This window comes from Heliorestis acidaminivorans (genome assembly GCF_008933955.1).
GTDB classification, from domain to species: Bacteria; Bacillota; Desulfitobacteriia; order Heliobacteriales; family Heliobacteriaceae; genus Heliorestis; species Heliorestis acidaminivorans.
Window position 1 is genome coordinate 166,320 of record NZ_WBXO01000003.1, and the last position, 25,699, is coordinate 192,018.

Sequence of the window (25,699 nt, forward strand, 5' to 3'; positions counted from 1 at the left end):
CCCCTTTTTAATGTGTAGTTTGGAACAGCTTTTTCTAAAAAGGCATCTGCCGTTGCGTCTTCTTATCGCCCATGCGATTTCGAAAACGCTCCGGCAAGATGACTAAGGCTACGGTGACTAGGAAGATGAAAAGTATAAGTATTGTAGACAAAGCGTTGATCTCTGGTGAAACGCCTCGTTTGACCATACCGTAAATGTACAGTGGTAATGTCGTTGAGTTAGGCCCTGCTACGAAGAAGCTGATCACAAAGTCGTCGATAGATAAAGTGAAAGCCATCAGTGCTCCCGCCATGACGCCAGGGGAGATCATGGGGAAAGTGACATAGCGAAAAGTTTGCCATGGTGTAGCTCCGAGGTCTTGGGCCGCTTCTTCCATTTCTCGGCCTAAACCCTCTAAGCGGGCTAGGACAATAATAATGACAAAGGATATGCAGAAGCTAATATGAGCGATGATCACTGTAAGCTTGCCCAGTGGAATAGCCAGTTGACTGAAAAGCACGAGTAGTGAAAGACCCATGACAATCTCGGGTATCAAGATGGGCAAATAAACTAAACTATGAATAGCACCTTTCCAACGAAACTTATAGCGATGAAGGGCTAAAGCCGTCATAGTACCCAAGATTGTGGACACTACCATAGCTATTAAACCTATAGTAAGGCTGTTATAAAGAGCTTCTAAGACATAGCGGTTTTGAAAAACAGAGATGTACCAATCTAGGGTAAAGCCTGACCATTGGGCGTTAATTCTTGAAGCGTTAAAAGAGTACAGAACTAGCACAACAATGGGTATGTAGAGAAAGGCGAGTACAACCATAGCGTAAGCAAAGAGTAGGCGATGGCGCAATGATTTCATCGCGAATCCTCCTTTCCTTGCTGAGCTTGTAAGGCTTTGTAATAGAGAAAGATAAGGATAAGTGAGAGAATTGCTAGCATGATAGAAAGGGCTGAGCCAAAAGGCCAATCACGAGCTGATAAGAATTGATTCTGAATTAGGTTGCCAATCAAAGCTGATTTAGCTCCACCCATAATGTCAGGAATAACAAACATCCCCAAAGAGGAAACAAAGACGAGGATCGAACCAGCTATAATACCTGGTAAGGTTTGTGGCAACGTTACATAGAAAAATGTCTTGATAGGTGTTGCACCTAGATCGTAGGCCGCTTCAATCATGCGCCGATCGAGTTGTTCCAGAGATACATAGATAGGTAAGATCATAAAAGGTAAATGACCATAGACCATGCCTAGTAAGACGGCGCCGAAGTTATAGAGCAAGTTAAGCGGTTGTTCTATAAGGCCAAGATCTAATAAGAAAGTATTGACCATTCCTTGAGAGCGCAAGATAATCACCCAGGCATAGGAGCGGATGAGAAAGTTAATCCAAAAAGGAACCATGACGAGGAGCAACATCAAAGTCTGCCAGTTACGTTGTAACCGTGCTATCTGGTAGGCAATAGGATAGCCCAGTAGAAAGCAAATAATGGTGGTAAGCAAGGCCATGAAAAGGGTATCGCCTAGAATCTGTAAGTAAAGAGGTTCAAAAAAGCGTATGTAGTTATCAACTGTAAACTGATAAATTATCTGTCCATAGGTCCCACGTTGTAAAAAAGACATGAAAAGGACAATTACAAGTGGTGCTAAAAAGAAAAATAAGAGCCAAGCTATGGCCGGATAAGCTAACATGCGCCCTCTGCTCATGATTCCACCTTCACAGCATCAGGACCTTCCCAACCAACAAGAATTTCTTCCCCTGGTCGCCAACGACGTTTATCGTCAAAATATTGATAAGCCATCAGAACAGGTAGATCGAAGTCTTTTTCTCTTAAGCGCACAAAAACTTTATCTATGGTGCCTTGAAAAACTACATTTTCTACTACACCAGCGTACAGCCGATAAGTTGACGTCTTCTCTAATGCTATAGCAGGATCATGAAGGTTTACTTTCTCTGGTCTTAGGGCATAACAATAATCGCCCTGACAGAGGATATTATTTTCCCCAATAAAGGTAGCAACAAAGCGTGTTTTGGGCTCATGGTAAATCTCATGAGCTGTGCCCATCTGTTCTAGATGACCTTTATTCATGACAGCGATGCGATCAGACATAGTGATCGCTTCTTCTTGATCATGGGTAACATAAAGAAATGTAAGACCTAGATCTTTTTGCAGTTTCTTGAGCTCTAGCTGTAAATGCTTACGCAGTTGGTAGTCCAAAGCTCCTAAAGGCTCATCAAGTAACAATACTTTAGGGTTGTTCACAATGGCTCTTGCTATAGCCACGCGTTGTTGTTGCCCACCAGATAACTCTTTAGGCTGACGATAGCGATATTCTGTAAGCTCTGTTAAAGCCATAACTTCTTCGGCTCGCTTTTGCTGTTCATGGAGAGGAACTTTTTTCATCTTTAAGCCAAAACATATGTTTTCTTCCACGTTCATGTGGGGAAAAAGAGCATATTGTTGAAAAACCATATTTACGTCTCGTTTATATGGTGGTAATTTGCTTACAGGACTTCCTGCTAGTAAGATTTCACCGCGCGTAGGAATTTCTAGGCCAGCAATCATACGCATTAAGGTGGTCTTGCCACAACCACTAGGACCTAAGAGAGTAAAAAATTCTCCTTCATTTATTGTTAATGAAAAGGGTGGAATAACGAGCTGGCCGTTAAATTCCTTTTCAACATTTTGTAGTTCAATCATTGCTTTCATTGCAGGTCCCTACTTTATCTAATAATCTATCGACCTTTTATTTTTCGCAATATACAAGTCAATGTCCTGCAAAGATTGTATTTTTTCCGAATAATTTCGAAGTATTTGTATGATCATGGTCTCTAATTTTCATTGGCATATAATTCCAAGTATAAAAACCTCTCTTTTTACGAACTTTAAGGGTGTAACAAATAATATTTCAACTACTTACAGGAGGGTACTTTAAAAAATGCCACAAAATCAACAACAGAATCAACAACAGCTCCAACAAGCTATTCAACAAGCTCAGCAAGCTGTTCAACAAGCCCAACAAAGTAACAATCCTCAGCAAATGCAACAAGCCCAAACTCAACTTCAGCAAGCTCAAACTCAATTACAACAAACTCAAAATCAAATGGGCAATCAAGCCACAGCTCAAGAACAGCAACAACTTCAACAAGCTCAGCAACAGCTCCAGCAAGCTCAACAAACAGTTCAGCAGGCTCAACAAACTCAACAACAACAAAATAACAACTTGCAGTAATTTTGCCAGCCTCTATCCCTAAAAGGCCAGGAGTTAAAAGAATAACTCCTGGCCTTTTACTAAAAATAATAGTCATTCAGCTCTTATCTTCTATTTAATAGCTCCTATTGTAGCTTTATCTATGTAGTCTTCATAAAGGAGGAGCTCTAGTGTCTTCACCCTTGGCAGGTTTTTGGGCTTTTCTAGCTACCTATGTAGCTTACTTCTTACCTAGCATTCTCTTTCCTATGGATAGTCGTTGGTTAGCATCGCTTCAAAAACCAACTTGGTCACCACCTGGTGCTATTGTTGGATTGGCATGGATGATCGTTTATGGCATGATTGCTTTGTCAGTTGCTCTTTTGCATACCAAAGTAGGTTGGCGTAATCTTGGTTGGCTCTGGAAGGGTTCTTTTATTGTTAACTTACTTCTTGTCTTCATTTATTTTGCTGGTCAAACAGTGAGCAAAAACCTCTTTCTTTCTTTTTTGAACACTGCATTAATAGCAGGTACAGCTTTTTTGTTAGTTTTTTTTGCTTGGCCTTATTACAGAGTCTCTGCTCTTCTCTTTCTCCCCTATGCCCTCTGGTCATCTTTTGCTACCTATCTTGCTTGGGCCATCTACCGACTCAACGCATAGTTGATTATCGGGCGATGGCCTTTCCTCATCTTTGCAATTCTTGTTTTTTCTTTCAAATTCGACAAAAACTTTGCTTTAAACCGTGCATACTATTGACACTTTTCAACCACAAGTCTACAGTAAGGGTAAGTAAAAACTATATAGAAAAGAAGGTAAGTTTTTGACAGTAGATTGTGCTTTTGAATCGTTCGGGTCTCAAAGTAGCGCAATCTTCTGATTTTTCAGGGAGGGAGAAAAAGCATATGTCCGGATTAAGTCGCAGACGTTTTCTGCAATTATCAGGCGCTACTGCCGCTATGGCGACAAGCTTAGGTTTTTCGCTCGATAGCTTAGAAGCTAGTACGCCTCAACTTCGCATTGCTAATGCCAAAGAAACGACTTCTATCTGCTGTTTCTGTTCCGGTGGTTGCGGCATCATTTGTCACACCGTCAATGGAGAACTAGTTAACGTAGAAGGCGATCCTGATAACCCCGTTAACAGAGGTTCTAACTGCTCCAAAGGTGCCGCTACTTTCCAAACTGCGAAAAACGATGAGCGAGTTACTAAAGTTCTTTATCGTGCTCCCGGTTCAGCAGAATGGGAAGAAAAGTCTTGGGACTGGGCTTTTGAACGTATTGGAGAGTTAACAGCTAAGGCTAGGGACGCTTCCATTGTACATAGGAACGACGATGGTGTCATTGTTAACCGCACAGAAGCAATTGCCAGTCTTGGTTCTTCTATTCTTAATAACGAAGATCTCTACTTAGTCAGTAAGTTGATGCGCGGTCTTGGTGTCGTCAACATTGAGCACCAAGCCCGAATATGACATAGCGCTACGGTCGCCGGTCTGGGGGCCACATTCGGAAGAGGTGCTATGACTAATCACTGGATTGACTTTAAGAACACAGATTGTGCTCTAATCATCGGTAGTAATGCCGCTGAAAACCATCCTGTCTCTTTTACTTGGTTGATGGAAGCTAAAGTAAAAAGAGGAGCTAAAATCATCCACGTAGATCCCCGCTTTACCCGTACTTCTGCTAGATCTGATCTTTATGCACCGATGCGCAGTGGTACTGATATTCCTTTCTTTGGCGGACTTTTTAACTATATCTTCGAAACAGGTCGTTATCATCACGATTATGTACTTCACTATACTAATGCTGCTCATATTGTCCATGATGATTATGACTTCCAAGAAGGCCTCTTCACTGGTTACGATGAAGAAAAGAGGACTTACGCTGATAGATCTTCTTGGGCTTACAAGACAGACGCTGAAGGTAAGCCACTAAAAGACATGACTCTGCAAGATCCCCGTTGTGTCTTCCAGATGATGAAGAAGCATTATGAACGTTACGATATAGATACGGTCTGCTCTATAACAGGTATGCCTAAAGAGAAGTTCTTACAGGTTGCTGAGATGTTCACCGAAACAGCTAGCCCTGATAAAACAGGAACTATCCTTTACGCCATGGGACAGACGCAACATACCGTAGGATCGCAAAATACTCGTGCCCTTTCTATGCTTCAATTACTCCTTGGTAACGTAGGCCGCCCTGGCGGTGGTGTTAACGCTTTGCGCGGTCACTCCAACGTACAAGGTTCTACTGATATGGCCTGTCTCTTCCATATTATTCCCGGCTATATGCCTGCGCCGAACGATGGCGATCATGTTGACCTAGCCGCTTACAACGCTACCACACCTAAAGGCGGTTTTTGGACTAATCGACCTAAGTTTATCGCTAGTCTCTTAAAAGCATGGTGGGGTGACCAAGCGAACCTTGATAACGATCTAGGCTATCATTACCTTCCCAAGCAGAAAAAAGGTGCAAACCACTCTCATATTGCCCTTTTTGAAGACATGATGGCTGGCAAAATCAAAGGTCTTTTTAACTGGGGACAAAACCCTGTTGTTTCAGGACCGAATACGAATCATGAAGCTAAAGCTCTAGAAGAGCTCGAGTGGATGGTTCAGCTTGATCCTTTCGAAAACGAAACAGCCGCTTTCTGGAAGCGTCCAGGTGTAAATCCTAGCGATGTGAAAACTGAAGTCTTCCTGCTACCAGTGACAACGTTCTTAGAAAAAGAAGGTTCTGTTACTCATAGTGGACGTCTAATTCAATATCGTTGGAAAGCGATCGAAGGTCCTGGTCAAACAAAACAAGAATCTTGGATTATCGATCATATTGCCAGATCTATTAAGTCTCACTATGAAGGAAGCAATAAGCCTGAAGATGAACCGATTAAGTATCTTACCTGGGATTACGGTTCTTCTGATGATTTATCTATCTTTGTCGATGCTGTTGCACGGGAGATTAACGGCAAAGACTTAAGAACAGGCAAACAACTGCCAGGCTTCGGTGCTTTACAAGATGATGGTACGACAGCCTGTGGTAACTGGATCTACAGCGGTATGTACACAGAAGAAGGTAACCATGCCAAGCGACGGGAAAAAGAAGATCCTTCTGGCCTCGGCCTTTACCTCAAGTGGGGCTATGCTTGGCCACTTAACCGACGGATTATCTATAACCGCGCTAACTGTGACCCTTCTGGTAAACCCTGGTCAGAAGACAAAAGAACGATCTGGTGGGATGAAACTCAGGAGCGCTGGGTTGGCTATGATGTACCTGACTTTGCACCAACGCGTTCACCACAAGATCCTGGTGGTACTGATCCCTTCATCATGCTTCCTGAAGGACAAGCTCGCTTCTTCGGTGTTAATTCTATGAACGAAGGTCCTTTCCCTGAGCATTATGAGCCTTACGAAAGCCCTGTAGAGAATATACTTTCCAAAGTACAGTATAACCCTGCTATTCGTATCTGGGAAAGTAACAAACGAGGAGAAGCTTCTGAGTTTCCTATCGTCTGCTCCACCTGGCGTGTCTGCGAACACTGGCATACAGGAGCTATATCACGTAACCTGCCTTGGTTGGCAGAGTTAATGCCAGCTCTCTTCGTTGAGATGAGCCCCACTCTAGCTAGAGAACGTGGTATCTCACATGGTGAAATTGTAGAAATTACTTCCGCTCGCGGTGCTATTAAAGCTGTTGCTATGGTAACTGAGCGTATACAGAAACTTGATGTTCAAGGTAAGACGATAGAACAAGTTGGTCTCACTTGGCACTTTGGCTATCAAGGTCTTGTCAAAGGTGACATCACCAATATCCTTACGCCTCATGTAGGCGATGCCAACACGACTATACCAGAATACAAAGCATTTCTGGTTGACGTAAGGAAGGTGAAGTAAGATGGCAAGAATGGCACGTTTTTTTGATGCGACTAAGTGTATAGCCTGTCGTGGCTGTCAAGTAGCTTGTAAACAATGGAACCAACTACCTGGCGAGATAGGTTCTTTTACAGGAACTTATCAGTCCCATAATGACCTTTCTACCAATCGCTGGACCATGATTCGTTACTACGAACATAAAGATAGCCAAGGCGAAATGAAGTGGGACTTTATCAAACAATGCTGTCTCCACTGCGGCGACCCTTCTTGTGTCAAAGCTTGTCCCAATGATGCTCTCCGTAAAACGGATAACGGTACTGTTGTGACAATTCGCGATAACTGTGTTGGCTGTGGTTATTGTGCCACTTATTGTCCCTTTAACATCCCTAAAGTGGATAAAAGAGCTAGTAAGATGTTCAAATGTACATCCTGCACTGGTCGTATTCGTAATAATATGGAGCCTGCTTGCGCCAAGACATGCGTAACTAAGGCCATCGTTTTCGGATCACGAGATGATCTTGTTGAGCTGGCCAAAGCTCGTTTGCAAGAAGTAAAAGGTGAGCACCCCCAGGCTAACCTTTATGGGATTGATGAACTTGACGGTCTTGGCATGATTTATCTTTTACCGGATCGTCCATCGAAATTCAACTTGCCTGAGAATCCACAAGTTCCTTTGTCTCTTACCTTGTTAAAAAATATTGCTCAACCAGCGGGCTCTCTGGCTCTTGCTGGAACAGTCGTAGGTCTTGCTGGTGCAGCTCTGATCAGTTGGCGCAATGAGCGGATGAAAGGGGGCGACAAGAAGAATGACTAAGCAGAAAGGTCAAATGGTAGAGAAGTTTCCTCTTGATCAACGTGTTGTACACTGGATTGGCTCGATTAGCTTTCTCCTTTGTGCACTGACCGGTCTTTTGCTTTTTAGCCCTTTCTTTGACTTCTTGGCCCCACTTTTTGGCGGCAAAATTGTTGCCGGTCGCATTCACCGAATTGCCGGTGTTGTCTTTGCCATTACTCCTATCATCGCCTTGATCTGGAACTTCAAGAACCTTCGTGAATTCCTTCATGACATTACTCGCTTTGACAAAGACGATATTGAGTTCCTGAAGGGCTTTGTTCCATATATCCTGAACAGTCCGGGATATAAATACCCACCACAAGGAAAATATAATGGTGGCGAGAAACTGCAAGCCTTTGCCCAGGTTTTTTTAGGCGTTGCCATTATCGTCACTGGATTTATTCTCTGGTTCGACGGCTTTTTTGGACAGACGCTATTACAGCTTTCTGTGCCCATTCACGGGATTGCCGGCATCGTGACGATGCTCCTGGCGCTTGGACATATTTTCTTTGCCGCCATCAATCCGCGCAGTAATGCAGCTCTTACTGGAATGACCAACGGTAAAGTACCCGTTGAGAAAATTAAAGTCTCTAACGCCAAATGGTACGAACAGTTAAAGCGAGAGAAGAAGATTTAACTACATCGGGAGGAGCATTCCTCCCTTTCTTTTTTCACATTGGCTTTTTAAGAAAAGTGATCAAATTAGTAATAGAAAGAGCTTGTTCTTTTTGCTACAATAATAAAGTCAAAGTAAGAACGATATAGTTTGTAGAAGGGAGGCTGTTCGAAAACGATGGCGTTAATAGAAGCACCACCTGTTGATATGATTTTGTTTTTCCAGAAAGTACGGAAAGCACAGCAAGCGTGGGCTCAAGAGCTTTCTATACCTTTAAGTGATGAGCAAAAGAAGCAAGTTCTGTCTTTATTAAGCAAAAAAGAACATGTTTGGTCTCATGAGCTCTTCCCTTTTGACCCTACTAAACTTCGAATCTACGGTGAAGAAATTCTGGAGCTTCTACAATCCATGTTGGATAGAGATGGTACATCAACAGAAAACCAAGAAACACTCTTTTCCTTAGGCCAACTGTTGCAAGGTGATGGGGCCGATGAATTCTATCGTCTTCTTGCAGAAGGTGATTTTGAAGCTTTAGAAAAGAAAGGCTCTGCACTGTCCATTGACCAACCCTTGCTTCATTATCTAATCCGAGCCATGTTAAAGCCCTATCTGCTTGCTTCTGCAAAGGCACTAGGAGATATTTTCTCAACACAAGAATGGAATGAACCTATCTGCCCTCATTGTGGCTCTGAGCCTAGCATGGGTCGCTTGTCCACAGAAGAGCATGGCAAGCGCTACCTCTTCTGTTCTACTTGCGAAACAGAATGGCCTTTCCGGCGTGTTGTTTGCCCTTTCTGTGCCAATGAAGATCAGTACACTTTGCCTATTTATTATGTAGAAGAGGAAAGGCATTATCGTATTGAAGGCTGTGATCAATGCAAACGCTACTTAAAGACTGTCGATGAGCGTCATTATCCCAAGAAGGAATCTCTCGACTTATACGAAGAAGACGTTGCTACAGTACAACTAGACCTTGTAGCTCGTGAAAAAGGTTTGACGCAAAAGTAGAGGAATAAAAAAGACCGAATTGACAACATAATCAATTCGGTCTTTTTCACTTTTACATAAAGCTATCGACTGTTTCTATGGTCTTCCACGTTCCATCTTGATCTTGTACTATCACGCAACGCCATGTCTCACTGTCATCTGGTGAAGTATCGTGAGGGATAAAAATTTCGTAGACTCGCTTTTTTTCTCCTTCATCTATAAGCTGTAAGGTTAGTTTTTCCCAATTAAGCATAGAGCCACCATCAGCATTAGGCTGAGCCATCCTTCCTTCATGCTCGATAATAGCCATGTTCTGTAAGCTTTGTTCAATAGCGGTAGCTGTAAAGATTGGACTTAAGTAAGCTAATAATCCCTGACGCGTTGCAATATCTCCCTGGAGGTAGCGATAGTCCATTCCTTCATAAGTAAAGTTTTCGAAATCTCCTGTTACTGCACCGCCACGAGCAAGGTAAAGATATTTCTTATGTGCTTCAAGTAGTAGATTACGGACTTCTTCATCTGTTGGCATGTTAGTTGCTCTTTCTAAGAGACCCCATCTAGGATCTAAATGTTCAGCAACTTGTTGATAAGGGATGGCCAGCTTTAAAGGTCCATAGGCATGAGGAGTGTAGGCATAAGTCTGATAATAGATGATCAGGTGTGCTGGCCCTAGATAGTACTCTTGCGCTTCCTCTAAACCAGCAAAATCAGCTAGCAATGTAAGATTACGTGCTTTGATTTGTGCTTCCATCAAAGGATCTAAAAGTGCTTTTAGATCTGTCTTTTCAGTAAATAGTTCAGGCAGATAAACGATCTTGCCCTCCTTTACGTCGACAGTGATGGCGCTCAAATAATTATTCGGATGAGCCGCTCCTTCAAAGTAAGAACCTTGAGGCATGGCGATGCTTAAAAGCCCACTCTGATTATAAGCAACTTCAAAGTCGCCGTAGAAAGACATTTTTTCTCCATCTAATTCTAATTCTGTAGCTTCTTTTAAGGTTTTTTCACGATAGCTAAAGGCTTCATTTTTTAGGATCTTGTTGATTCTTTCTTCAAGGGCTTGATCTGAGAAACCTGTTACTTGAGGATAGGTAAGATCACTTTGAGGCAAGTCAGCTTTGACTTCTTGAACTGTTATTGAGCCACTTTGTAGAATTTCACTTTTTTCTTCTTCTAGCGGTCCTGGACTTTCTTCGTTACTATTGCAAGCTGTAACAAGAAAGGTCGTGAATAAGATGAGTAATATAGATAAAAATCTTCTCAGTCCACTTTTTGGTATCATTGCTCTTCCTCCTACTAAATTGTTACCCTAGGAGAGTGTATATTCTTTTCATAATCTATTTTTCCAATTGTAAAACTATGAAAAGATAAAATTATGAAAAATTTTCTCTCCTTTGCATAATACTTAATTAGTTTGTGCTTGATCTTTTATTCTGCAAAGTAAGAAAAAAACCTCTACAGATAAATAAAAAAATCCACTCTATGGCATAGAGCCAAAGAAGTGGACCTGCAAAAATACTGCGTTTTCAAGAAAACTGGCTTTTTGAGAGAAGGGGACTCAAAAAGCACTTAAAAACCCTGTCCTTCTCGAGCTAAGTTACGCCCTTCTTCTGTTAATTGTACATACTGATCTCGCTTGGCAATTAAGCCCTGCTTAAGAGCTCGCTCCATAACAGAAGTAAAATAAGTAGAAGACCAGCGTAAGTGCTGTCGAAGTTCTTGGATAGCATAAGCATTACCTACAACAGGTGATAATTTTTCTCGATGCCAGAGGTGGATAGCCAAGGTTACAAGGGCAAAATTCCAGCGCTGTTCTACTCGTCTCTTGGCTACCGATAATAAACCTCTGCCTGGAGCAAATAGAAAAGCTATAGCAAAAATAAGGCCTGCTACTGTAGCCATCGATCCAGCGATGGAAGCATCAAGGTAATGAGCCATAGCATAACCACCAAGCGCACTGGCAACACCAAGAAGAGCGCTTAGTCCGATCATAATATGCAAGCGATCTGTAAGTAGGTAGGCTGTAGCTGGTGGAGCAATCATTAAGGCTACTACCAATATAGATCCTACAGCATCAAAAGCACCAACGGCTGTTATAGATACTAAAGACATTAAGGCATAATGAACAACAACAGGACTAATACCTAATACAGCTGCCAATTGGGGATCGAAAGTAACAATTTTCAGTTCTTTAAAGAAGATAGTAATAAAAAAGATGTTGACCATTAGTATAGCTCCCATGATATACAAAGCTTTCGGCCCAAGATCAACACCCTGATATATAAAGCGATCAAAAGGTGCAAAAGCAAGCTCACCAAGCAAAACAGCATCTGTATCTAAGTGAATGTTAGCGGCATGTCGCGAGATTAAAATGACGGCAATACTAAAAAGTAAGGGAAAAACAATTCCAATAGCAGCATCTTCATAGACTAGCCGAGTCTGATGTAACATTTCGACGAGAAATACTGTTATTAAGCCCATAACAGCGGCTCCAATAATTAAAGCAGGTGAAGCAAGGTCGCGAGTTAAGAAAAATGCTAGCACAATGCCAAGTAAGACGGAGTGACTGATGGCATCGCTCATCATGGCCATACTTCGTAAGACGAGGAAAACTCCAACGATAGCGCAAGCAACGGCAACGACAGAAGCTATTAACATAATCTCTACTTGAGGGCTAAACATCTTTCTTCCCTCCTAAGGCCCGAAAACGCTGGCGCAGTAGATAATCACGACCTCTCTGCCAGATAACACCTCTCCTTGGTGCAAAAAGAATAGATAGCACTACAAGAAAGCTAACAGCTACGACTATGGCTGGACCGGCAGGCATACGTGAAATGGTACTGCTAGCGACAGTACCGCTGACACCAGCTAAAGCGCCAAAAAAAGCGGCCAAAAGAACCATAATAGCAAGGTTATCAGTCCATTGCCTTGCCGCAACAGCAGGTGCAATTAACATAGCACTCATAAGCACTACACCAACTGTTTGTAAACCGATGACAATTGCTAGGACGAGTAAAGTTGTTAAGACAAAATCTATAAGTGCCATAGGGTAGCCCATGGTAGTGCCAAAATCACGATCAAAACTTAGTAGCTTAAACTCTTTCCAGAACAAGAAAAGTAAAAACAGCGCAACTAAACCCAGACCCGCCATAATCAAGACATCTTTCTCTACGATAGCGGCGGCCTGACCAAAGAGATATTTTTCCAACCCAGCTTGATTAGCATTAGGTTGTTTTTGAATATAAGTAAGCAATACTAGGCCAAAACCAAAAAATACGGAAAGAATTATCCCTAAAGCACTGTCATACTTTACTCTAGTTAAGCCTGCAATATTGGTTACTAACCAGGTAGCAATAGCTCCAGCTATTGCGGCTCCTGAAAGTAAGACGAGAGCTGATTTATTCCCCGTTAATAAAAAAGCTAGCGCAATACCTGGTAAAGCGGCATGGGAAATAGCATCTCCTAGAAGACTTTGGCGACGCAAAACGGCAAAAGAGCCTAAAGCACCGCTTACTATACCTAAAGCGCCAGCTCCTAAAGCAACTGTTCGCAAGGTATGATCAAAAAAAAGATTATTAAATAATTCAATCATGGCAAGGCCCTCGCAGTCGCTTTCAGTTGCATGAACCTGCCACCATAAGCTTTCTCTAAGTTAGCTTCTGTGAAAACCTCTTCCATAGGACCATTAGCTACAAGGCGCGTATTCAAAAGTGTAACCCAATCAAAATACTCAGGTACTGTCTGTAAATCGTGGTGAACTACAATAACAGTCTTACCGGCAGAACGAAGATCTTTCAGTAGTCGCAAGATCGCTTTTTCAGTCATTGCATCTACACCTTGAAAAGGTTCATCCATAAAATAGATTTCTGCTTGCTGAACGAGAGCTCGAGCCAGAAATACCCTCTGTTGTTGTCCGCCTGAAAGTTGGCTAATCTGTCGATGAGCATAATCTTGCATCGCAACCATCTCTAAAGCTTCCATAGCTAACTTTTTTTCTTTTTTACCCGGTCTTTTGAGCCATCCTAAAGTACCGTACAAACCCATAGTAACAACATCAAGTACGCTTGTGGGAAAGTCCCAATCTACTGTTCCCCTTTGCGGTACATAGGCTACTTGCTTACGCTGTTCTTTATAAGGTCGCCCATAGATTCGAACAGAACCTGCCACAGTAGGTATAAGACCGAGAATAGATTTGATAAGCGTTGTTTTACCTGCCCCATTAGGTCCAATTACAGCTAGTAATACTGCTGGTGGTACTGTTAAGTCGATATCCCAGAGGACAGGCTTTTCTTTATAAGCCACCGTTAAATCGCTTACATCCAAAGCATTTGTTGGCATCTATCAGTCACCTCTACTCTGCTCCCCTGCCTTTTGTTGCCTATCACAGCGATAACTTTGGTGCGCAAATTTTCCCCCTTCTGACAAGCATCCGTAAACAGCGATTCAAAGAAAATATATGTCGTTACTAACAGAAGGGGAACAGCTCAAAAATTACCAACTACTAAAGGGCAAGAAAAAAACCTACCCTAAATTTTTAGGGCAGGATAAATAGACGTTATAATTATAGAGACAGAAAGTGCACATAGAAAATTTTTATAAATAATACTACTCTGACAATAAGCCCCCTACAATCGTATCTACATTATGCCGAACCATGCCCAAGTAAGTACCTTCTTCTGTACCTGCATCACCCATGGCATCAGAAAAGAGCTCTCCACCAATGGCAACGTCAAATCCTCTAGCTTGCACAGCTTTTTGAAGTGCTTCTATGCTTCTTGGGGGTACAGAAGATTCAATATAGATGGCTGGAATTTTGCGCTCCGCAATGATGTCGGCTAACTCTTGCATGTCGGCTATACCTGCTTCTGTAGTTGTGCTAAGGCCTTGCAAACCTAGAACTTCGAAATCATAAGCTCGACCAAAATAGCCAAATGCATCGTGAGCAGTTATAAGTACTCGCTTTTCTTGCGGGATTTTGGCTAATTCTGTTTTAATGTATCCTTGTAGATCATCAAGCTTTTCTAGATATTTTTCTGTATTGGCTTGGTAAGTTGACTCATTTTTGCTGTCTACAGAGCTCAAGGCATCACGAACGTAAAGAGCCGCTTCTTTCCAAAGCTCTATATCGAACCAGATGTGAGGATCATACAATTTACCTTCATCTTCAGTAGGTAAAAGAATTGATTTATCAATAGCTTCTGTAATAGCCACTGTCTTAACTTGAGTACCTTGAAATTCTTCAAAAATATCAGCCATTTTACCTTCTAGATGAAGGCCGTTGTAGATAATTACATCAGCTTGTCGCATACGGTTAACATCACCAGCACTAGCTTTGTAGAGGTGAGGATCAATACCTGCTCCCATCAAACCGTCCACATGAACAGCGTCACCACCAATCTCTTTAACGAGATCGGTAATCATTGTCGTCGTAGTGACAATATTTAGCCTTTCTTTATCTCCCCCTATCCCTGGTGGAGCTGTTCCTTGCCCATTTTGTGTACATCCTGCTACAAACATAAACAGCAGTAGCAAAGGTACGATGAAAAGTCTTTTCCGCAATAACACAACTCTGCCTCCTTTGGTTTAAGCTAAAATAACAGTCATGAAAAGATTATGATTAAAAAGCTTTTTTGTGTTAGTAAAGTTTATCCAATATATCAGGTAACACTTTGTATTACTCCTGATAGTTGCGCAAATAGTAAAGAGTCATGAGCAGTATTAAAAGTAAAACTGCCATGACTCTTTTTGTATTACAGACTATTTCTGTTGTGGAGGTTTATCCATTTTGAAGAACTTAACCGCATCGCGCAATTGACCAGCTAAAGCTCGAATTTCTTCACTGGCTTTGGCTAACATTTCCATAGAAGCGGCAGCCTCTTCGCTAGCGGCGGCCACATTCGTGGCGCTGTTCGATGTTCTTTCAATAACTGAAGCTACTTGATTAATTAGCTTCACAATCTTTTCCGAACTTGCTACTTCTTCGTTAGTTATATCACCGATGCGCTCTACTTCTTCAACAGCTTTTTGAATGGCTTTTAAGATTTGTTCTAAGACTTCACCAGAGTCTTGCACAGCGAGAACACCACGTTCTACGTCTTGACGGCTTGACTGGGTTGCTAGGACAGCTTTTTCCGTCTGTTCTTGCACTTTTTCTAGTAAGGCAGTTACTTCCTCAGCACCGCGCGTAGACTGTTCGGCCAGTTTGCGCACTTCACCAGCAACAACTGCAAAACCTCGTCCTTGTTCGCCTGCCCTGGCCGCTTCGATGGCCGCATTTAGGGCTAGTAGATTTGTCTGTTCGGCTATGCCTGTAATTGTCGCTGTAATCATGCCGATCTGCTGTGTATATTCATTCAAGTTAGCAATAATGCTTTCTAGCTCCTGTGATCTTTTTTGAATATTGTTCATACCTATAGCAGTTTCTGTAACAGTCTTTTTTCCCTTCTCAGCTTGCGAAAGGGTAAGTTGACTTTTTTCTTCTACTACAACGGCAGCTTCACGAGCCATTTGAATCAATGCAGAAAGCTCTATAAGAACTTGGGAAACTTCAACGACAGAACGGTTGCCCAGGTCTGCGTCTTGGGCTAGCAACTCCATATTTTGACTCATTTCCCCAATCGCCGTATTAACTGTTGATGTCGTAGCAACCATTTCTTCCGAAGAAGCGGCTAAGTCATCAGAAGATTTACGTACTGTACCTACAACTTGACCTTGCCTGATCATCATGGCGTTAAATGCTTTTACAAGGCCGGCTCTCTCATCTAGTGCCTTCGTTTCTGCTCGTGAGGTCAGTCGCCCTGCCGCACCATGAGCCATAGCGGCACGGAGATCACGCAAACTATGGGCCAGATCTTTGGAAAAAAGTGTAGCGGCTATGCCTGATAGACCAACAAGCACAATAGTGGAAAAGGCAATTAACATGACCATGTTCTGAAAACGAGCCATAAATTCGTTCTCATCCATGGTGCTTACTACTACAATCGGGACGCCCTCAAGAGATCTGTAGAGGGCTGTTTTTTTTGTGCCTTGCTCCGAATAGGTAATCGTACCCATCTTCTCTTCAACTAAAGCTGGTATTTGCTCCAGTCCATTGCTTTGTTGCGATAGATCATAAGACAAAACCATTTCTTGAACAGGGTGAGCTAGCACCATGCCATCATTGTCTGCAATAAAGCTATAGCCACTTTTTCCTATAGACCTCTCGAGAATAGGCTCAACTATTTGCTGAAATTCCACAGCCATAGCAACAGCGCCGATGGATCGACTTTCTTCAAAAGGTGAAAATACAGGTACAGCTACTACTACAATGGGACGAGCACTGACGGGAGATTCCATGACACGAGAAGTATGAGAGCGCCCACTTAATGCAGGTCCAAAGAAGTCATAATGACTCATACTTAGTCCAACACTACTTCCGTCTAGGGAGTCTGCCACAACCTGGCCATTCCGTCCTACGACAAAAATGTTTTCGTAGAGACCTTCTTCTGCTTCAAATAGATTTCGCAGATAGGCTGATAGGGACGGGTTATGTACAGCTTCTCCCTGCAGGGCTCTAACAAGGGTTGCTTTAATATTTTCTTCATGACTAATTATAAGTCCCTTATTACGACTTTCTTCAAACATTGTTTCTAGTAAGCGCACCTGACCTTCTAAGTTCTCGAACATCCGCTCTTCCTGGTTAGTAATCATTTCAGCACGAACTTGCCAGAACATCAAAAGCATAGACAATGTCACAGGTACGATAGTAATGATCAAAGAGAAAGTAACCATTTTTTTTAGTAAGCTTTTTTGCACCTTCGAGCCCCCTTTTTCCCTTCCCCTATTTTCAAAAACTTTTATGTTTACTTTATAAATAATAGCCTTATTTAGGAAAGAGATATTGATAGGTATTTTCGATATCTCTTGCTTTTTCCCTTCTTTTACATCTATGTAATGAACAGAATGAATCTGATTATTTTTATACCTAAAGATACAAAGAAAAGATTATCTTTAAACGTACATTCACAACCTATAGGGGGTATGGAAGTATACCCCTTTATGATAATGAGAGTTTTCTCATGCAAACCCTTATTCCGCAGGGCTTTCTAGCTAGTGAAAAAGAATAGTTTCGTTATCTATTTACTCTAACCCCCTATAGGTATATAATTCTCATTAGATTTGGGGTTTGAAATTGAAGGAGGCGCATTGTTATGTTCGGAATGATTAAAAAGGCTAAGTTCTTATTACCCTTGGCGGCTTTATCTGTTGCTCTATTGAGCTATGATGGAGCTACAGCAGAAGCTTATCCAGGTTCTGGTCAGAGTCGCTGGAGTGAAGAAACAATTAACTTGGTAGAACCTACGAACGAGAGTACGACCATCTTGACAGGAAGAGGTGCTCTAGTTAATCCACTTGGTGATATAGAAGCCTACCTTGGAAAGAATGCTACTTTCGGTTCTTCCTGCTTAAGCTGTCACGGAGGTGAAGGTGGAGCTCAATCACCGGAACAACCTTACCACAACGAAATTACATATGAAGTTATTCGTACCAAAGATGGCGCTAATATGGTTCAGCCCGATGGTTCTATCGTGATCGAAGTTCATCCTGACGGCAGTATTACAAACTACAAGTTAATAGTTGGCTTATCTAAGGATGCCTATGATGGTGGTTATCAAGATGCTCGCGCTTTAGCAGGATGGCATTTCTCTATGCCCGAAGGAATTCGCATGGATCTGCCTTATTGCATGCACATATTAGGACCTGGTTTAAGTAAAATCTACGAAGAAGACTCTAATAAAGTATTTAGTGATATTAAGGTTTCTGCAGACTCCAACTTCCAAGAAGGAATGGGTATTTTACAGTTACTCGCGGGAACACAAAATGCCGATCCTATGAAATCTAAGGTTTATGGAACTGTAGTCGTTCATTATAAATATAGTGATGATGTTCCTGTTGACCTACCAATGGCTTCTTACAACGGTCCTGAAAGCGGTGCTCTGCAATTGGCTAATACTGCCGGAACTTCTGGTGGTGCAGGCATAACTGGCTCTATCGCTTCAGCTAACAGCACTGATTCTGGTTCTGGCCCAGTAGCTTTTTACTTACTAATCGCAGCCGCAGCAGCTGGTGCTCTTGTCTTCTTTGGAATTTCTAGAAAGCCTAAGCAAGAAGATGAAAGTAAAACCCAAGGCGCTTAGTCTTGGTTAAGTAATAAATAAAAAAAGAAACACTGTCCATCCCTTTCTAGGGATTGTGACAGTGTTTCTTTTTTGTTGTTTTATGGTTTTCTAGGTATTTATCAAGAACCTATAATCAGTTCTTCTAATTCCTTGGCATCGAGCGTTTCTTTTTCTAACAAGGCTGTTACAATCCGTTCTGTAGCTTCCTGTTCTTTTTTGATAATATTTTTCGCTTGTTGATAACAGTCGCTTAATATTGCTTCAACTTCTTTATCTATATGGGTTAGCTTAGTTTCTGAAACTTGTTGTTGTGTTCTGCTCATAGGCACATAAGGAGAAAAGGAAATAGGACCGAGGCTGTTAGACATACCCCAGAGGGTAACCATTTTATTCGCTAGTGTAGTCGCTCGTTCTAGATCATTAGCCGCACCGTTGGTAACCTCACCGGTAAAAATTTCTTCAGCACTTCGTCCTGCCAGTAAGACGACAATTTCGTCAATAACTTGCTGACGTGTCATCAATAGGCGATCTCTTTTCGGCACAATCATCGTATAGCCACCAGCTAGACCGCGCGGTATAATGGAGACTTTTTGAATATGATGCAAGCTCTTCAATCGGTCGTAAGCGGCTACTGCATGACCTGCTTCATGAATACTGATAAGCCTTTTCTCGTCTTCTGAGTAACGCCTTGATTTTTTCTCTGGTCCTGCCACAATGCGTTCGATTGCTTCTTGCACTTCTGACATGGTAATACTTTTTTGATTTTTTCTTGCCGCTAAAATAGCCGCTTCATTCAGCAAATTAGCTAGATCAGCACCGGAAAAGCCTGGTGTGCTTTGCGCAATCGTCTTATAGTCTAAATTCTCCAGCTTTTTGTTACGACCGTGAATGGCAATTATATCTTCGCGACCTTTTAGATCAGGTAAACCCACAACTATTTGACGGTCAAATCTTCCTGGTCTTAATAATGCTTCATCTAATACATCTAGTCTGTTTGTAGCTGCCATGATAATAACAGTTTCTGAAGATTTAAAGCCATCCATCTCTACGAGCAGTTGATTAAGCGTAGAGTCTTGTACACTGTTATCTATACCTCGACCTCGCTTTTTACCCATGGCATCTATTTCATCAATAAAAATGATGCAAGGAGCATTTTTGCGAGCTTCTTCAAACATCGTTCGTACCCGCAAAGCACCTAAGCCTACGTAAAGCTCATCAAACTCTGAGCCTGCTATGCTATAAAAAGGTACACCTGCTTCACCTGCTACTGCTTTGGCAATCAATGTTTTTCCTGTTCCAGGCGGACCTGATAAGATTACACCTCTTGGAATTGTTGCACCAGTCTGCAGAAATTTTTCTGGTGTTTTTAGAAAAGCTACAATTTCTTCTACTTCAGTAGCTACTTCGTCTATACCGGCAACGTCACTGAAGAGAACAGGCTTGTCTACTTTAGGAGCTTCTCGTCGTGCTTTATTAATTCCAAAGCGATTCATTTGCTTGAATAAATAATAGCCAATAAAAGCTAGTGCACCTATAAGGAGGAAGCTTATTAGCATAGAGATGTAGTCATTGATGCTCTTTTGGACGAGAGGTCCTTCGTGTTGGTATTCTATTTCTTTTTCTATAATCAGAGCTAGTAACAATTGATTGTCAGGACTGCCATTAGCGTAAAAAGTTTCTCCTTCATCATTTTCAGCAATAATGCGTGTCATGCCAGGCATTTGACGCATCGTTACTTTGGTGATTTCGCCGTCTTCGATCTTTTGATAGACTGTGGTAAAAGGAATTAGTTTTTCTTGAAATTCTTTTTCTTCTTTTTGAGACTCATAATATTGCCAACCCAAAACAGTTCCCACTATCACCATAGATAGGAGCATGATCCTGAGTAACTTCTGCTTTTTCAAAATAGTTCTTCCCCTTTCGACTGCACCTCTCATTATAGACTCTTTTCAGGGAGAGGCAAAGAGAAAGTGAAAATCACTAGACAGAGAAAGCAAGAAAAAGTTGCTTATCTTATTGAAAAAGGAGCAAGACCAATGATTTTTAATAATAAGGTTGTAATAATAACTGGTGCTGGTCAAGGCATTGGAGAAGCTATAGCTATGGCTTATGCCAGAAAAGGTGCCTCTGTTGTTATAGCAGAAAAAGAAATAACTACAGGAGAAAAGGTAGCTCAAGCTATTCTAGCTCTGCAAGATTCTGAGTCTATCATGACTACTGTTCACTTTATCCAAACAGATGTAAGATCGCCTTCAGCGATTGTTCATTTGATGGAGAAAACTTATGAACTTTACGGCCGGATCGACATCTTAATTAATAATGCCGCTATCTCCTTCTGGAAATCTCCATATGAGTTATCAGTTGAAGAGTGGGATGAAGTTATGGAGACGAACTTGCGCGGTTACTTCCTCTGTGCAAGGGAAGCTGGCAAATATATGAAAAAAACAGGTGGAGGCTCGATCGTTAATATAGCTTCTACTCGTGCCCTTATGTCAGAGCCGAACTCCGAGGCTTATGGCGCTTCTAAAGGAGCTATCTTAGCTTTAACTCATGCTCTGGCTTTATCTTTTGCTTCTGATCATATCACTGTAAATGCTATAAATCCGGGGTGGATTGAAACAAAAAGTTATGATACACTGCTTAAGCAAGATCATTTACAGCATCCTTCCCAAAGAGTTGGCAAACCAGAAGATATTGCAAGAGCTTGTCTTTTTCTAACGCAACAAGAAAATGATTTTATAACTGCTACTAACCTGGTTATCGACGGTGGCATGACTCGTAAAATGATTTATATATAAGTTTTATTTGGTCACTTGAGTCACTTACTTACTGAATAATAACATGACATCTAAGTGTTTCTAGAAAGGGGCAGGCTTCTTTATGAGTCAAGGTAAAAGTACTGCAATCCCTGATCCTTCTCTCGTACTACCACATTATCAACCAATTATTTCGATGGATTCACAACTGATTGTTGCTTATGAAGTATTAGGTCGAATTATGACTCCTGAAGGAATCCGAAGCCTCGGTCCTTTCTTTCAAGATCCTAATGTTTCTATGGATGATGCCCTTTCTATTGATCGAATTATTCGTCAAAAAGCATTATCAATGTTAAGTAACTCTATTGAGAAAAAGAAAGGACTTTTTTTCAACATTAAACCAGCTTGGATATACATGTATCGAAAAAGTCCAGATCAGATGCCGACATTACAATTTCTTCGCCAACATAAGATTGATCCATCTAGAGTTACCATTGAGATAACGGAAGATTGTTTTTATGAAGATATTGAAGAATTAGCTCGTGTTACTCGCTTTTATCGAGAAGCGGGCTGTAAAATTGCTATTGACGATGTGGGCAGCGGATTTATCAATTTTGATCGTATAGCCTATATTAAGCCAAATATATTGAAACTTGATTTAGAGCTGGTAAAAAAATGTGCCAAAGAACAATTTTTTTACGAAATCCTTACTTCCTTTGCCGTAATGGCTGAAAAGATCGGCGCATTTTTGCTTTTTGAAGGCATTGAAACGGAAGAAGATGTGCAATTAGCTCTTTCTCTTGGTGCTCGCTACATGCAAGGATACTATTTTGCCAAACCTCAAAATAAAATATTACCAGATGATACTTTTGAACCTACGCTGAATATGCAGATTCAGCGCTTTGTTGATCAAAAGCTTTGGCAACAACACGCTTTTCACCATGAAGAAGAGTACTTCCAAAGATCATTGTCTTCTATAATACCTCCTTGGTCTAGCACTAGTCATAATCTAGCCGAACAATGTGATTTCTTTATTCAATCTTTTCTGAAGTTACTGCCCAAAGATGTTATTCGAGTTTACTTATGTGATGAACGTGGTTTGCAGTACTCATCGAACTTTATGCGCAATAACGAAGCGTGGTGCAAGAAAGAACGCTTTCAAGGTTACAATTGGGCTTGGCGTCCTTACTTTCTTAATAACATTGTTAAGGTCGCTTATCGGAAAAAAGGAAAGCTTTCTACATACTACACTGATGCTCATTGCGGTGAGAAAATGCGTACTTACATTCACCCTGTTAGTAATGGATTTTATTTGTGCTTGGATATCTCCGATAGATAGAGAAAAGCAGTTAGGACTTATGGATGAAGTCCTAACTGCTTTTTTGCTTAGTCACTGTTCTTTTCGCGTATAGCAAGAGCTAACTTTTTATCATAATTATGAATGTGATTGACAAGCCACTCGACCAGCAGAAGTTGTAGTTCTGTTACTAACTCTTTTCTAACTTCTTCTGAAATATCTTCTGTCATAAAGCGACGATAGAGATCACTTACTTTCAGAACAAAATAGTTGTGAGATTCCCTATGCTCGGGGAATTTATCATACATGTACAAAATCATGTAGCTTTCTTCGTCTCCAAAGTGTTCAATTACATAAGTAATCAAATACTCAAAGGTACTGCCAATTTTAGCAGGATCATTAATATCAACAGCTGAAAAAACTTCGTTCACTCGAGTAAAAAGTTCTTTATGTTGACTGTCTATAAAGTCCAAACCAGAAGCTAATTCATCAGTCCACCACAGCATATCAAGATGCGCCTCCTTCATTGCCCTTACTGCCTTTTCTTCATCTCCTATTATTGTATTACTCTTTCGGTGAAAATCCAAGTAAACGGAGGCTATTTAATGTGACAATAATAGAAGCACCCATATCAGCTAAAATTGCTAACCAGAGTGTGAGCCAGCCTGGAAATACAGCAAGGAGAGCAATTACTTTGATTCCAATAGAGAAGGCTATGTTTTGTCGTATAATCGATAAGGTTTTGCGGCTCAATTGAATGGCATAAGGAAGTTTCGTTAAGTCATCAGACATTAGTGCAATATCAGCTGTTTCCAGAGCAGTGTCAGTACCAGCACCGCCCATAGCAATACCTACATTGGCCCGCGCCAGAGCAGGTGCATCGTTGATGCCGTCACCAACCATGGCTACTTTACCTTGCTTCTCGATCACTTTTTCTAATACTTCTACTTTTTGATGAGGCAATAGTTCTGCGTAAAACTCGTCAACTGCAGTTTGCTGGGCAATTGCTTTCGCTGTGGCTTGATTGTCGCCTGTGAGCATAACTGTTTTGGTAATGCCTACTTTTTTCAGTTCCATGATAGTACTTTTACTGGTTTCCCTTACTTCATCAGCAAGGGCGATGATGGCAAGTAACTCTTTTTCATTACCTAACAGAATAGCTGTTTTGCCTTCTGCCTGAAGCTTATTAATCTGCTTATCTATTTGCTTATACTTGTCTATAGAGGCTTTTAGGGCCATTTCTTTTGAATTCGCTATATCTACAGTGTTTGCACTATTTGCTATGTCTACTGTAGATACTATATTTTCTTTAGTTGCTATATTTACTGTAGCTGCTATCTCCTTAAAAAAAGTCAGCTCTTCAAAAAGTCGCTTACTACCAATATAGATTTTTTCGCCTTTAATAATTCCCTGAGCGCCTTTTCCCGGGAAGGCTTGAAAGTTTTCTGCCCTTTCTAAGATTAAGCCCTTCCTTTTAGCTGCTTTCACAATTGCTTTAGCTAGTGGATGCTCTGAGCGGGCTTCTAGTGAGCCAGCTAGTTGGAAGATCTCTTTTTCATCTTGCTTAGCTACATTACCAAAAAGACCACCTAAGGGAATTACATCAGTTACAACTGGTTCTCCCTTGGTCAATGTTCCTGTTTTATCAAAAGCGATAGCTTTAAGAGCACCTGCTTCTTCTAAGTAGACGCCACCTTTGATCAAGACACCTTGCCTTGCCGCCTTACTGATGGCGCTAACCACAGCAACTGGTGTCGATACAATAAGGGCGCAGGGACAAGCAACGACAAGCAAGGCTAGTGCTCGGTAAATCCAAGGTCCCCATTCTTGAGCCATAAAAAGCGGTGGAATTAAGGCAATCAGTACAGCAAGAGCCATCACAATAGGCGTATAGATGGCGGCAAAACGTTCTACAAAAGCTTGGGACGGTGCTTTCTTCGCTTGCGCTTCTTCTACGAGATGAATGATTTTGGAAATGGTGCTGTCTTGCACCGCTTTCGTTACTTTTACTTCTAGAGCACCATGACTGTTAATTGTTCCGGCAAAAACTTCATCGCCAGGACCTTTTTCTGCAGGTACAGACTCACCTGTAATAGAAGCTTCTTCGATAGCAGACTCACCCTGAAGAATAAGACCGTCCATGGCAATTTTCTGCCCTGGGCCAATAAGCATGATGTCGCCGACGCGAATTTCTTCTACAGGGATTTCCATCTCTACTTTCTGTGAACAACCGCGACGAACAAGGGCTACTTTGGGCGACAAATCCATAAGTTCTCTTATAGAGCGTCGAGCTCTATCCATCGTCCATCCTTCTAGCATTTCAGAGAGGGAGAACAAAAAAGCTACTGTGGCCGCTTCTTCCCATTGTCCAATAGCTATAGCACCAAAGACAGCAATCGTCATTAAGACACTCATATTAAAACGTAAGCGCGGCAAAGCTCTTGATGCTTTGATAAAGTTACCCCAACCACCGAAGAAGACAGCCAGTAAAAAAGCGGTCATGGTGAGTAAGTCTGAACTATGAAACCATTCAGCGAGAAAGCCTGTAGCAAGAAAAAAACCTGATAAGATCATGCGAATCATTCGCCAGTCGATTTCTTTTGTTGGTGAGCCTTCTTTTGACTCTGTAAGATTATCTAGAAAATCGATCTTATAATTTTCCTCAGCGCCAACTTTTTGAATAGCATCTAAATCTACAAAGCCATCAACAGTGAGGCGACCGGTAAGTGCATTTAATTTGGCACTCTCCACACCTGGCAAAGCCTGTACGTGCTGTTCGAACTTTAGTGCACAATCCATACAAGTAATACCATTAACTTGTAAGACTTGCCCACCTACTTTTACTGCCTTTGAAGTTGCCATTAGGCTACCCTTCTTCCTTTGACGTCACTATAACAGATGCATTGCCAAATACACACGCATGAATGTTTGTTCATGTATAGTCTATGATTGCTTTTCATTATTGTCAATATGATTACAACTTTTTCAATAAGAGGGGGTAACCC

At 41.5% G+C, this 25,699-nt stretch carries 21 protein-coding genes and 1 pseudogene; 10 read left to right on the forward strand and 12 right to left on the reverse strand.

All coding sequences use genetic code 11. The features are described from left to right. Positions 1–34: 34 nt before the first annotated feature. The 3 genes from F9B85_RS05540 to F9B85_RS05550 are packed head-to-tail and all read right to left on the reverse strand — an operon-like array spanning position 35 to position 2,699. Positions 35–853: an ABC transporter permease gene (locus tag F9B85_RS05540; RefSeq protein ID WP_151619366.1), complete on the reverse strand. Its 819-nt coding sequence runs from the start codon at positions 851–853 to the stop codon at positions 35–37. Further along, entirely contained in the window at positions 850–1,695 is an 846-nt protein-coding gene (locus F9B85_RS05545) for an ABC transporter permease (RefSeq protein WP_151619368.1), read from the reverse strand. The genes F9B85_RS05540 and F9B85_RS05545 overlap by 4 nt, the downstream gene beginning before the upstream one ends. Then, positions 1,692–2,699 (reverse strand): ABC transporter ATP-binding protein, encoded by a 1,008-nt coding sequence (locus F9B85_RS05550; protein ID WP_151619369.1) that lies wholly within the window; start codon positions 2,697–2,699, stop codon positions 1,692–1,694. The genes F9B85_RS05545 and F9B85_RS05550 overlap by 4 nt, the downstream gene beginning before the upstream one ends. A 229-nt stretch (positions 2,700–2,928) precedes the next feature. Between F9B85_RS05550 and F9B85_RS05555 the strand changes: the two genes are divergently transcribed. The 7 genes and pseudogenes from F9B85_RS05555 (at position 2,929) to F9B85_RS05580 (ending at position 9,504) form a co-directional block, all read left to right on the forward strand. Beyond that, the gene (locus tag F9B85_RS05555) at positions 2,929–3,222 is read left to right on the forward strand and encodes a hypothetical protein (RefSeq protein WP_151619371.1); all 294 of its coding nucleotides are present in this window, start codon (positions 2,929–2,931) and stop codon (positions 3,220–3,222) included. 149 nt (positions 3,223–3,371) lie between these two features. After that, on the forward strand, positions 3,372–3,842 hold the full coding sequence (locus F9B85_RS05560) for a TspO/MBR family protein (RefSeq protein ID WP_151619373.1): 471 nt from the start codon (positions 3,372–3,374) through the stop codon (positions 3,840–3,842). 242 nt (positions 3,843–4,084) lie between these two features. Beyond that, a complete protein-coding gene (locus F9B85_RS15105; protein ID WP_243138084.1) occupies positions 4,085–4,648 on the forward strand; it encodes a twin-arginine translocation signal domain-containing protein in 564 nt (187 codons plus the stop codon). 12 nt (positions 4,649–4,660) lie between these two features. Further along, a pseudogene (gene fdnG, locus F9B85_RS05565) lies at positions 4,661–7,066 on the forward strand (formate dehydrogenase-N subunit alpha); the annotation flags it as partial. A gap of 1 nt (position 7,067) precedes the next feature. Beyond that, entirely contained in the window at positions 7,068–7,859 is a 792-nt protein-coding gene (locus tag F9B85_RS05570) for a 4Fe-4S dicluster domain-containing protein (protein ID WP_151619377.1), read from the forward strand. Then, the gene (locus F9B85_RS05575; RefSeq protein WP_151619378.1) at positions 7,852–8,517 is read left to right on the forward strand and encodes a formate dehydrogenase subunit gamma; all 666 of its coding nucleotides are present in this window, start codon (positions 7,852–7,854) and stop codon (positions 8,515–8,517) included. Before F9B85_RS05570 ends, F9B85_RS05575 begins: the two co-directional genes overlap by 8 nt. 156 nt (positions 8,518–8,673) lie before the next feature. Next, complete coding sequence (locus F9B85_RS05580) at positions 8,674–9,504, forward strand: formate dehydrogenase accessory protein FdhE (protein WP_151619380.1); 831 nt, start codon at positions 8,674–8,676, stop codon at positions 9,502–9,504. A gap of 52 nt (positions 9,505–9,556) precedes the next feature. Here F9B85_RS05580 and F9B85_RS05585 read toward each other — a convergent pair whose 3' ends face one another. The 6 genes from F9B85_RS05585 to F9B85_RS05610 form a co-directional block, all read right to left on the reverse strand. Next, complete coding sequence (locus F9B85_RS05585) at positions 9,557–10,765, reverse strand: DL-endopeptidase inhibitor IseA family protein (protein WP_151619382.1); 1,209 nt, start codon at positions 10,763–10,765, stop codon at positions 9,557–9,559. Between the two features lie 287 nt (positions 10,766–11,052). Further along, positions 11,053–12,165, reverse strand: a complete 1,113-nt coding sequence (locus F9B85_RS05590; protein ID WP_151619384.1) for a metal ABC transporter permease — start codon at positions 12,163–12,165, stop codon at positions 11,053–11,055. Then, positions 12,158–13,075: a metal ABC transporter permease gene (locus F9B85_RS05595; RefSeq protein ID WP_151619386.1), complete on the reverse strand. Its 918-nt coding sequence runs from the start codon at positions 13,073–13,075 to the stop codon at positions 12,158–12,160. Before F9B85_RS05595 ends, F9B85_RS05590 begins: the two co-directional genes overlap by 8 nt. After that, the gene (locus F9B85_RS05600; protein ID WP_151619388.1) at positions 13,072–13,821 is read right to left on the reverse strand and encodes a metal ABC transporter ATP-binding protein; all 750 of its coding nucleotides are present in this window, start codon (positions 13,819–13,821) and stop codon (positions 13,072–13,074) included. Before F9B85_RS05600 ends, F9B85_RS05595 begins: the two co-directional genes overlap by 4 nt. A 267-nt stretch (positions 13,822–14,088) precedes the next feature. After that, positions 14,089–15,048 carry a metal ABC transporter solute-binding protein, Zn/Mn family gene (locus tag F9B85_RS05605; RefSeq protein ID WP_243138086.1) on the reverse strand — a complete coding sequence of 320 codons (960 nt, stop codon included), beginning with the start codon at positions 15,046–15,048 and terminating at the stop codon, positions 14,089–14,091. A 192-nt stretch (positions 15,049–15,240) separates the two neighbouring features. Beyond that, positions 15,241–17,277, reverse strand: a complete 2,037-nt coding sequence (locus tag F9B85_RS05610) for a methyl-accepting chemotaxis protein (protein ID WP_151619390.1) — start codon at positions 17,275–17,277, stop codon at positions 15,241–15,243. A 395-nt stretch (positions 17,278–17,672) separates the two neighbouring features. Here F9B85_RS05610 and F9B85_RS05615 point away from each other — a divergent pair, with 395 nt between their 5' ends. Further along, positions 17,673–18,659, forward strand: coding sequence for a hypothetical protein (locus tag F9B85_RS05615; RefSeq protein ID WP_151619392.1), 987 nt, complete (start codon positions 17,673–17,675; stop codon positions 18,657–18,659). 101 nt (positions 18,660–18,760) lie between these two features. Here F9B85_RS05615 and ftsH read toward each other — a convergent pair whose 3' ends face one another. Next, complete coding sequence (gene ftsH / locus F9B85_RS05620) at positions 18,761–20,545, reverse strand: ATP-dependent zinc metalloprotease FtsH (protein WP_170270211.1); 1,785 nt, start codon at positions 20,543–20,545, stop codon at positions 18,761–18,763. A 66-nt stretch (positions 20,546–20,611) separates the two neighbouring features. On the opposite strand from ftsH, the gene F9B85_RS05625 reads away from it, so the two are divergent. Both F9B85_RS05625 and F9B85_RS05630 read left to right on the forward strand, forming a co-directional pair. Next, positions 20,612–21,439, forward strand: a complete 828-nt coding sequence (locus tag F9B85_RS05625) for an SDR family NAD(P)-dependent oxidoreductase (protein WP_243138087.1) — start codon at positions 20,612–20,614, stop codon at positions 21,437–21,439. 82 nt (positions 21,440–21,521) lie between these two features. Continuing rightward, complete coding sequence (locus F9B85_RS05630; protein ID WP_151619396.1) at positions 21,522–22,736, forward strand: EAL domain-containing protein; 1,215 nt, start codon at positions 21,522–21,524, stop codon at positions 22,734–22,736. Positions 22,737–22,783: 47 nt separating this feature from the next. Here the strand turns inward: F9B85_RS05630 and F9B85_RS05635 are convergent, their stop codons facing one another. Both F9B85_RS05635 and F9B85_RS05640 read right to left on the reverse strand, forming a co-directional pair. Continuing rightward, positions 22,784–23,200, reverse strand: coding sequence for a bacteriohemerythrin (locus tag F9B85_RS05635; protein WP_170270212.1), 417 nt, complete (start codon positions 23,198–23,200; stop codon positions 22,784–22,786). 58 nt (positions 23,201–23,258) lie between these two features. Further along, on the reverse strand, positions 23,259–25,556 hold the full coding sequence (locus tag F9B85_RS05640; RefSeq protein WP_151619400.1) for a heavy metal translocating P-type ATPase: 2,298 nt from the start codon (positions 25,554–25,556) through the stop codon (positions 23,259–23,261). Positions 25,557–25,699: the final 143 nt, after the last annotated feature.

Bases quoted from the DNA above. Each gene is read 5' to 3' on its own strand.
- F9B85_RS05540 (WP_151619366.1), bottom strand. From the start codon at position 853: ATGAAATCATTGCGCCATCGCCTACTCTTTGCTTACGCTATGGTTGTA.
- F9B85_RS05545 (WP_151619368.1), bottom strand. From the start codon at position 1,695: ATGAGCAGAGGGCGCATGTTAGCTTATCCGGCCATAGCTTGGCTCTTA.
- F9B85_RS05550 (WP_151619369.1), bottom strand. From the start codon at position 2,699: ATGAAAGCAATGATTGAACTACAAAATGTTGAAAAGGAATTTAACGGC.
- F9B85_RS05555 (WP_151619371.1), top strand. From the start codon at position 2,929: ATGCCACAAAATCAACAACAGAATCAACAACAGCTCCAACAAGCTATT.
- F9B85_RS15105 (WP_243138084.1), top strand. From the start codon at position 4,085: ATGTCCGGATTAAGTCGCAGACGTTTTCTGCAATTATCAGGCGCTACT.
- F9B85_RS05570 (WP_151619377.1), top strand. From the start codon at position 7,068: ATGGCAAGAATGGCACGTTTTTTTGATGCGACTAAGTGTATAGCCTGT.
- F9B85_RS05575 (WP_151619378.1), top strand. From the start codon at position 7,852: ATGACTAAGCAGAAAGGTCAAATGGTAGAGAAGTTTCCTCTTGATCAA.
- F9B85_RS05580 (WP_151619380.1), top strand. From the start codon at position 8,674: ATGGCGTTAATAGAAGCACCACCTGTTGATATGATTTTGTTTTTCCAG.
- F9B85_RS05585 (WP_151619382.1), bottom strand. From the start codon at position 10,765: ATGATACCAAAAAGTGGACTGAGAAGATTTTTATCTATATTACTCATC.
- F9B85_RS05590 (WP_151619384.1), bottom strand. From the start codon at position 12,165: ATGTTTAGCCCTCAAGTAGAGATTATGTTAATAGCTTCTGTCGTTGCC.
- F9B85_RS05595 (WP_151619386.1), bottom strand. From the start codon at position 13,075: ATGATTGAATTATTTAATAATCTTTTTTTTGATCATACCTTGCGAACA.
- F9B85_RS05600 (WP_151619388.1), bottom strand. From the start codon at position 13,821: ATGCCAACAAATGCTTTGGATGTAAGCGATTTAACGGTGGCTTATAAA.
- F9B85_RS05615 (WP_151619392.1), top strand. From the start codon at position 17,673: ATGTTCGGAATGATTAAAAAGGCTAAGTTCTTATTACCCTTGGCGGCT.
- F9B85_RS05630 (WP_151619396.1), top strand. From the start codon at position 21,522: ATGAGTCAAGGTAAAAGTACTGCAATCCCTGATCCTTCTCTCGTACTA.
- F9B85_RS05635 (WP_170270212.1), bottom strand. From the start codon at position 23,200: ATGCTGTGGTGGACTGATGAATTAGCTTCTGGTTTGGACTTTATAGAC.
- F9B85_RS05640 (WP_151619400.1), bottom strand. From the start codon at position 25,556: ATGGCAACTTCAAAGGCAGTAAAAGTAGGTGGGCAAGTCTTACAAGTT.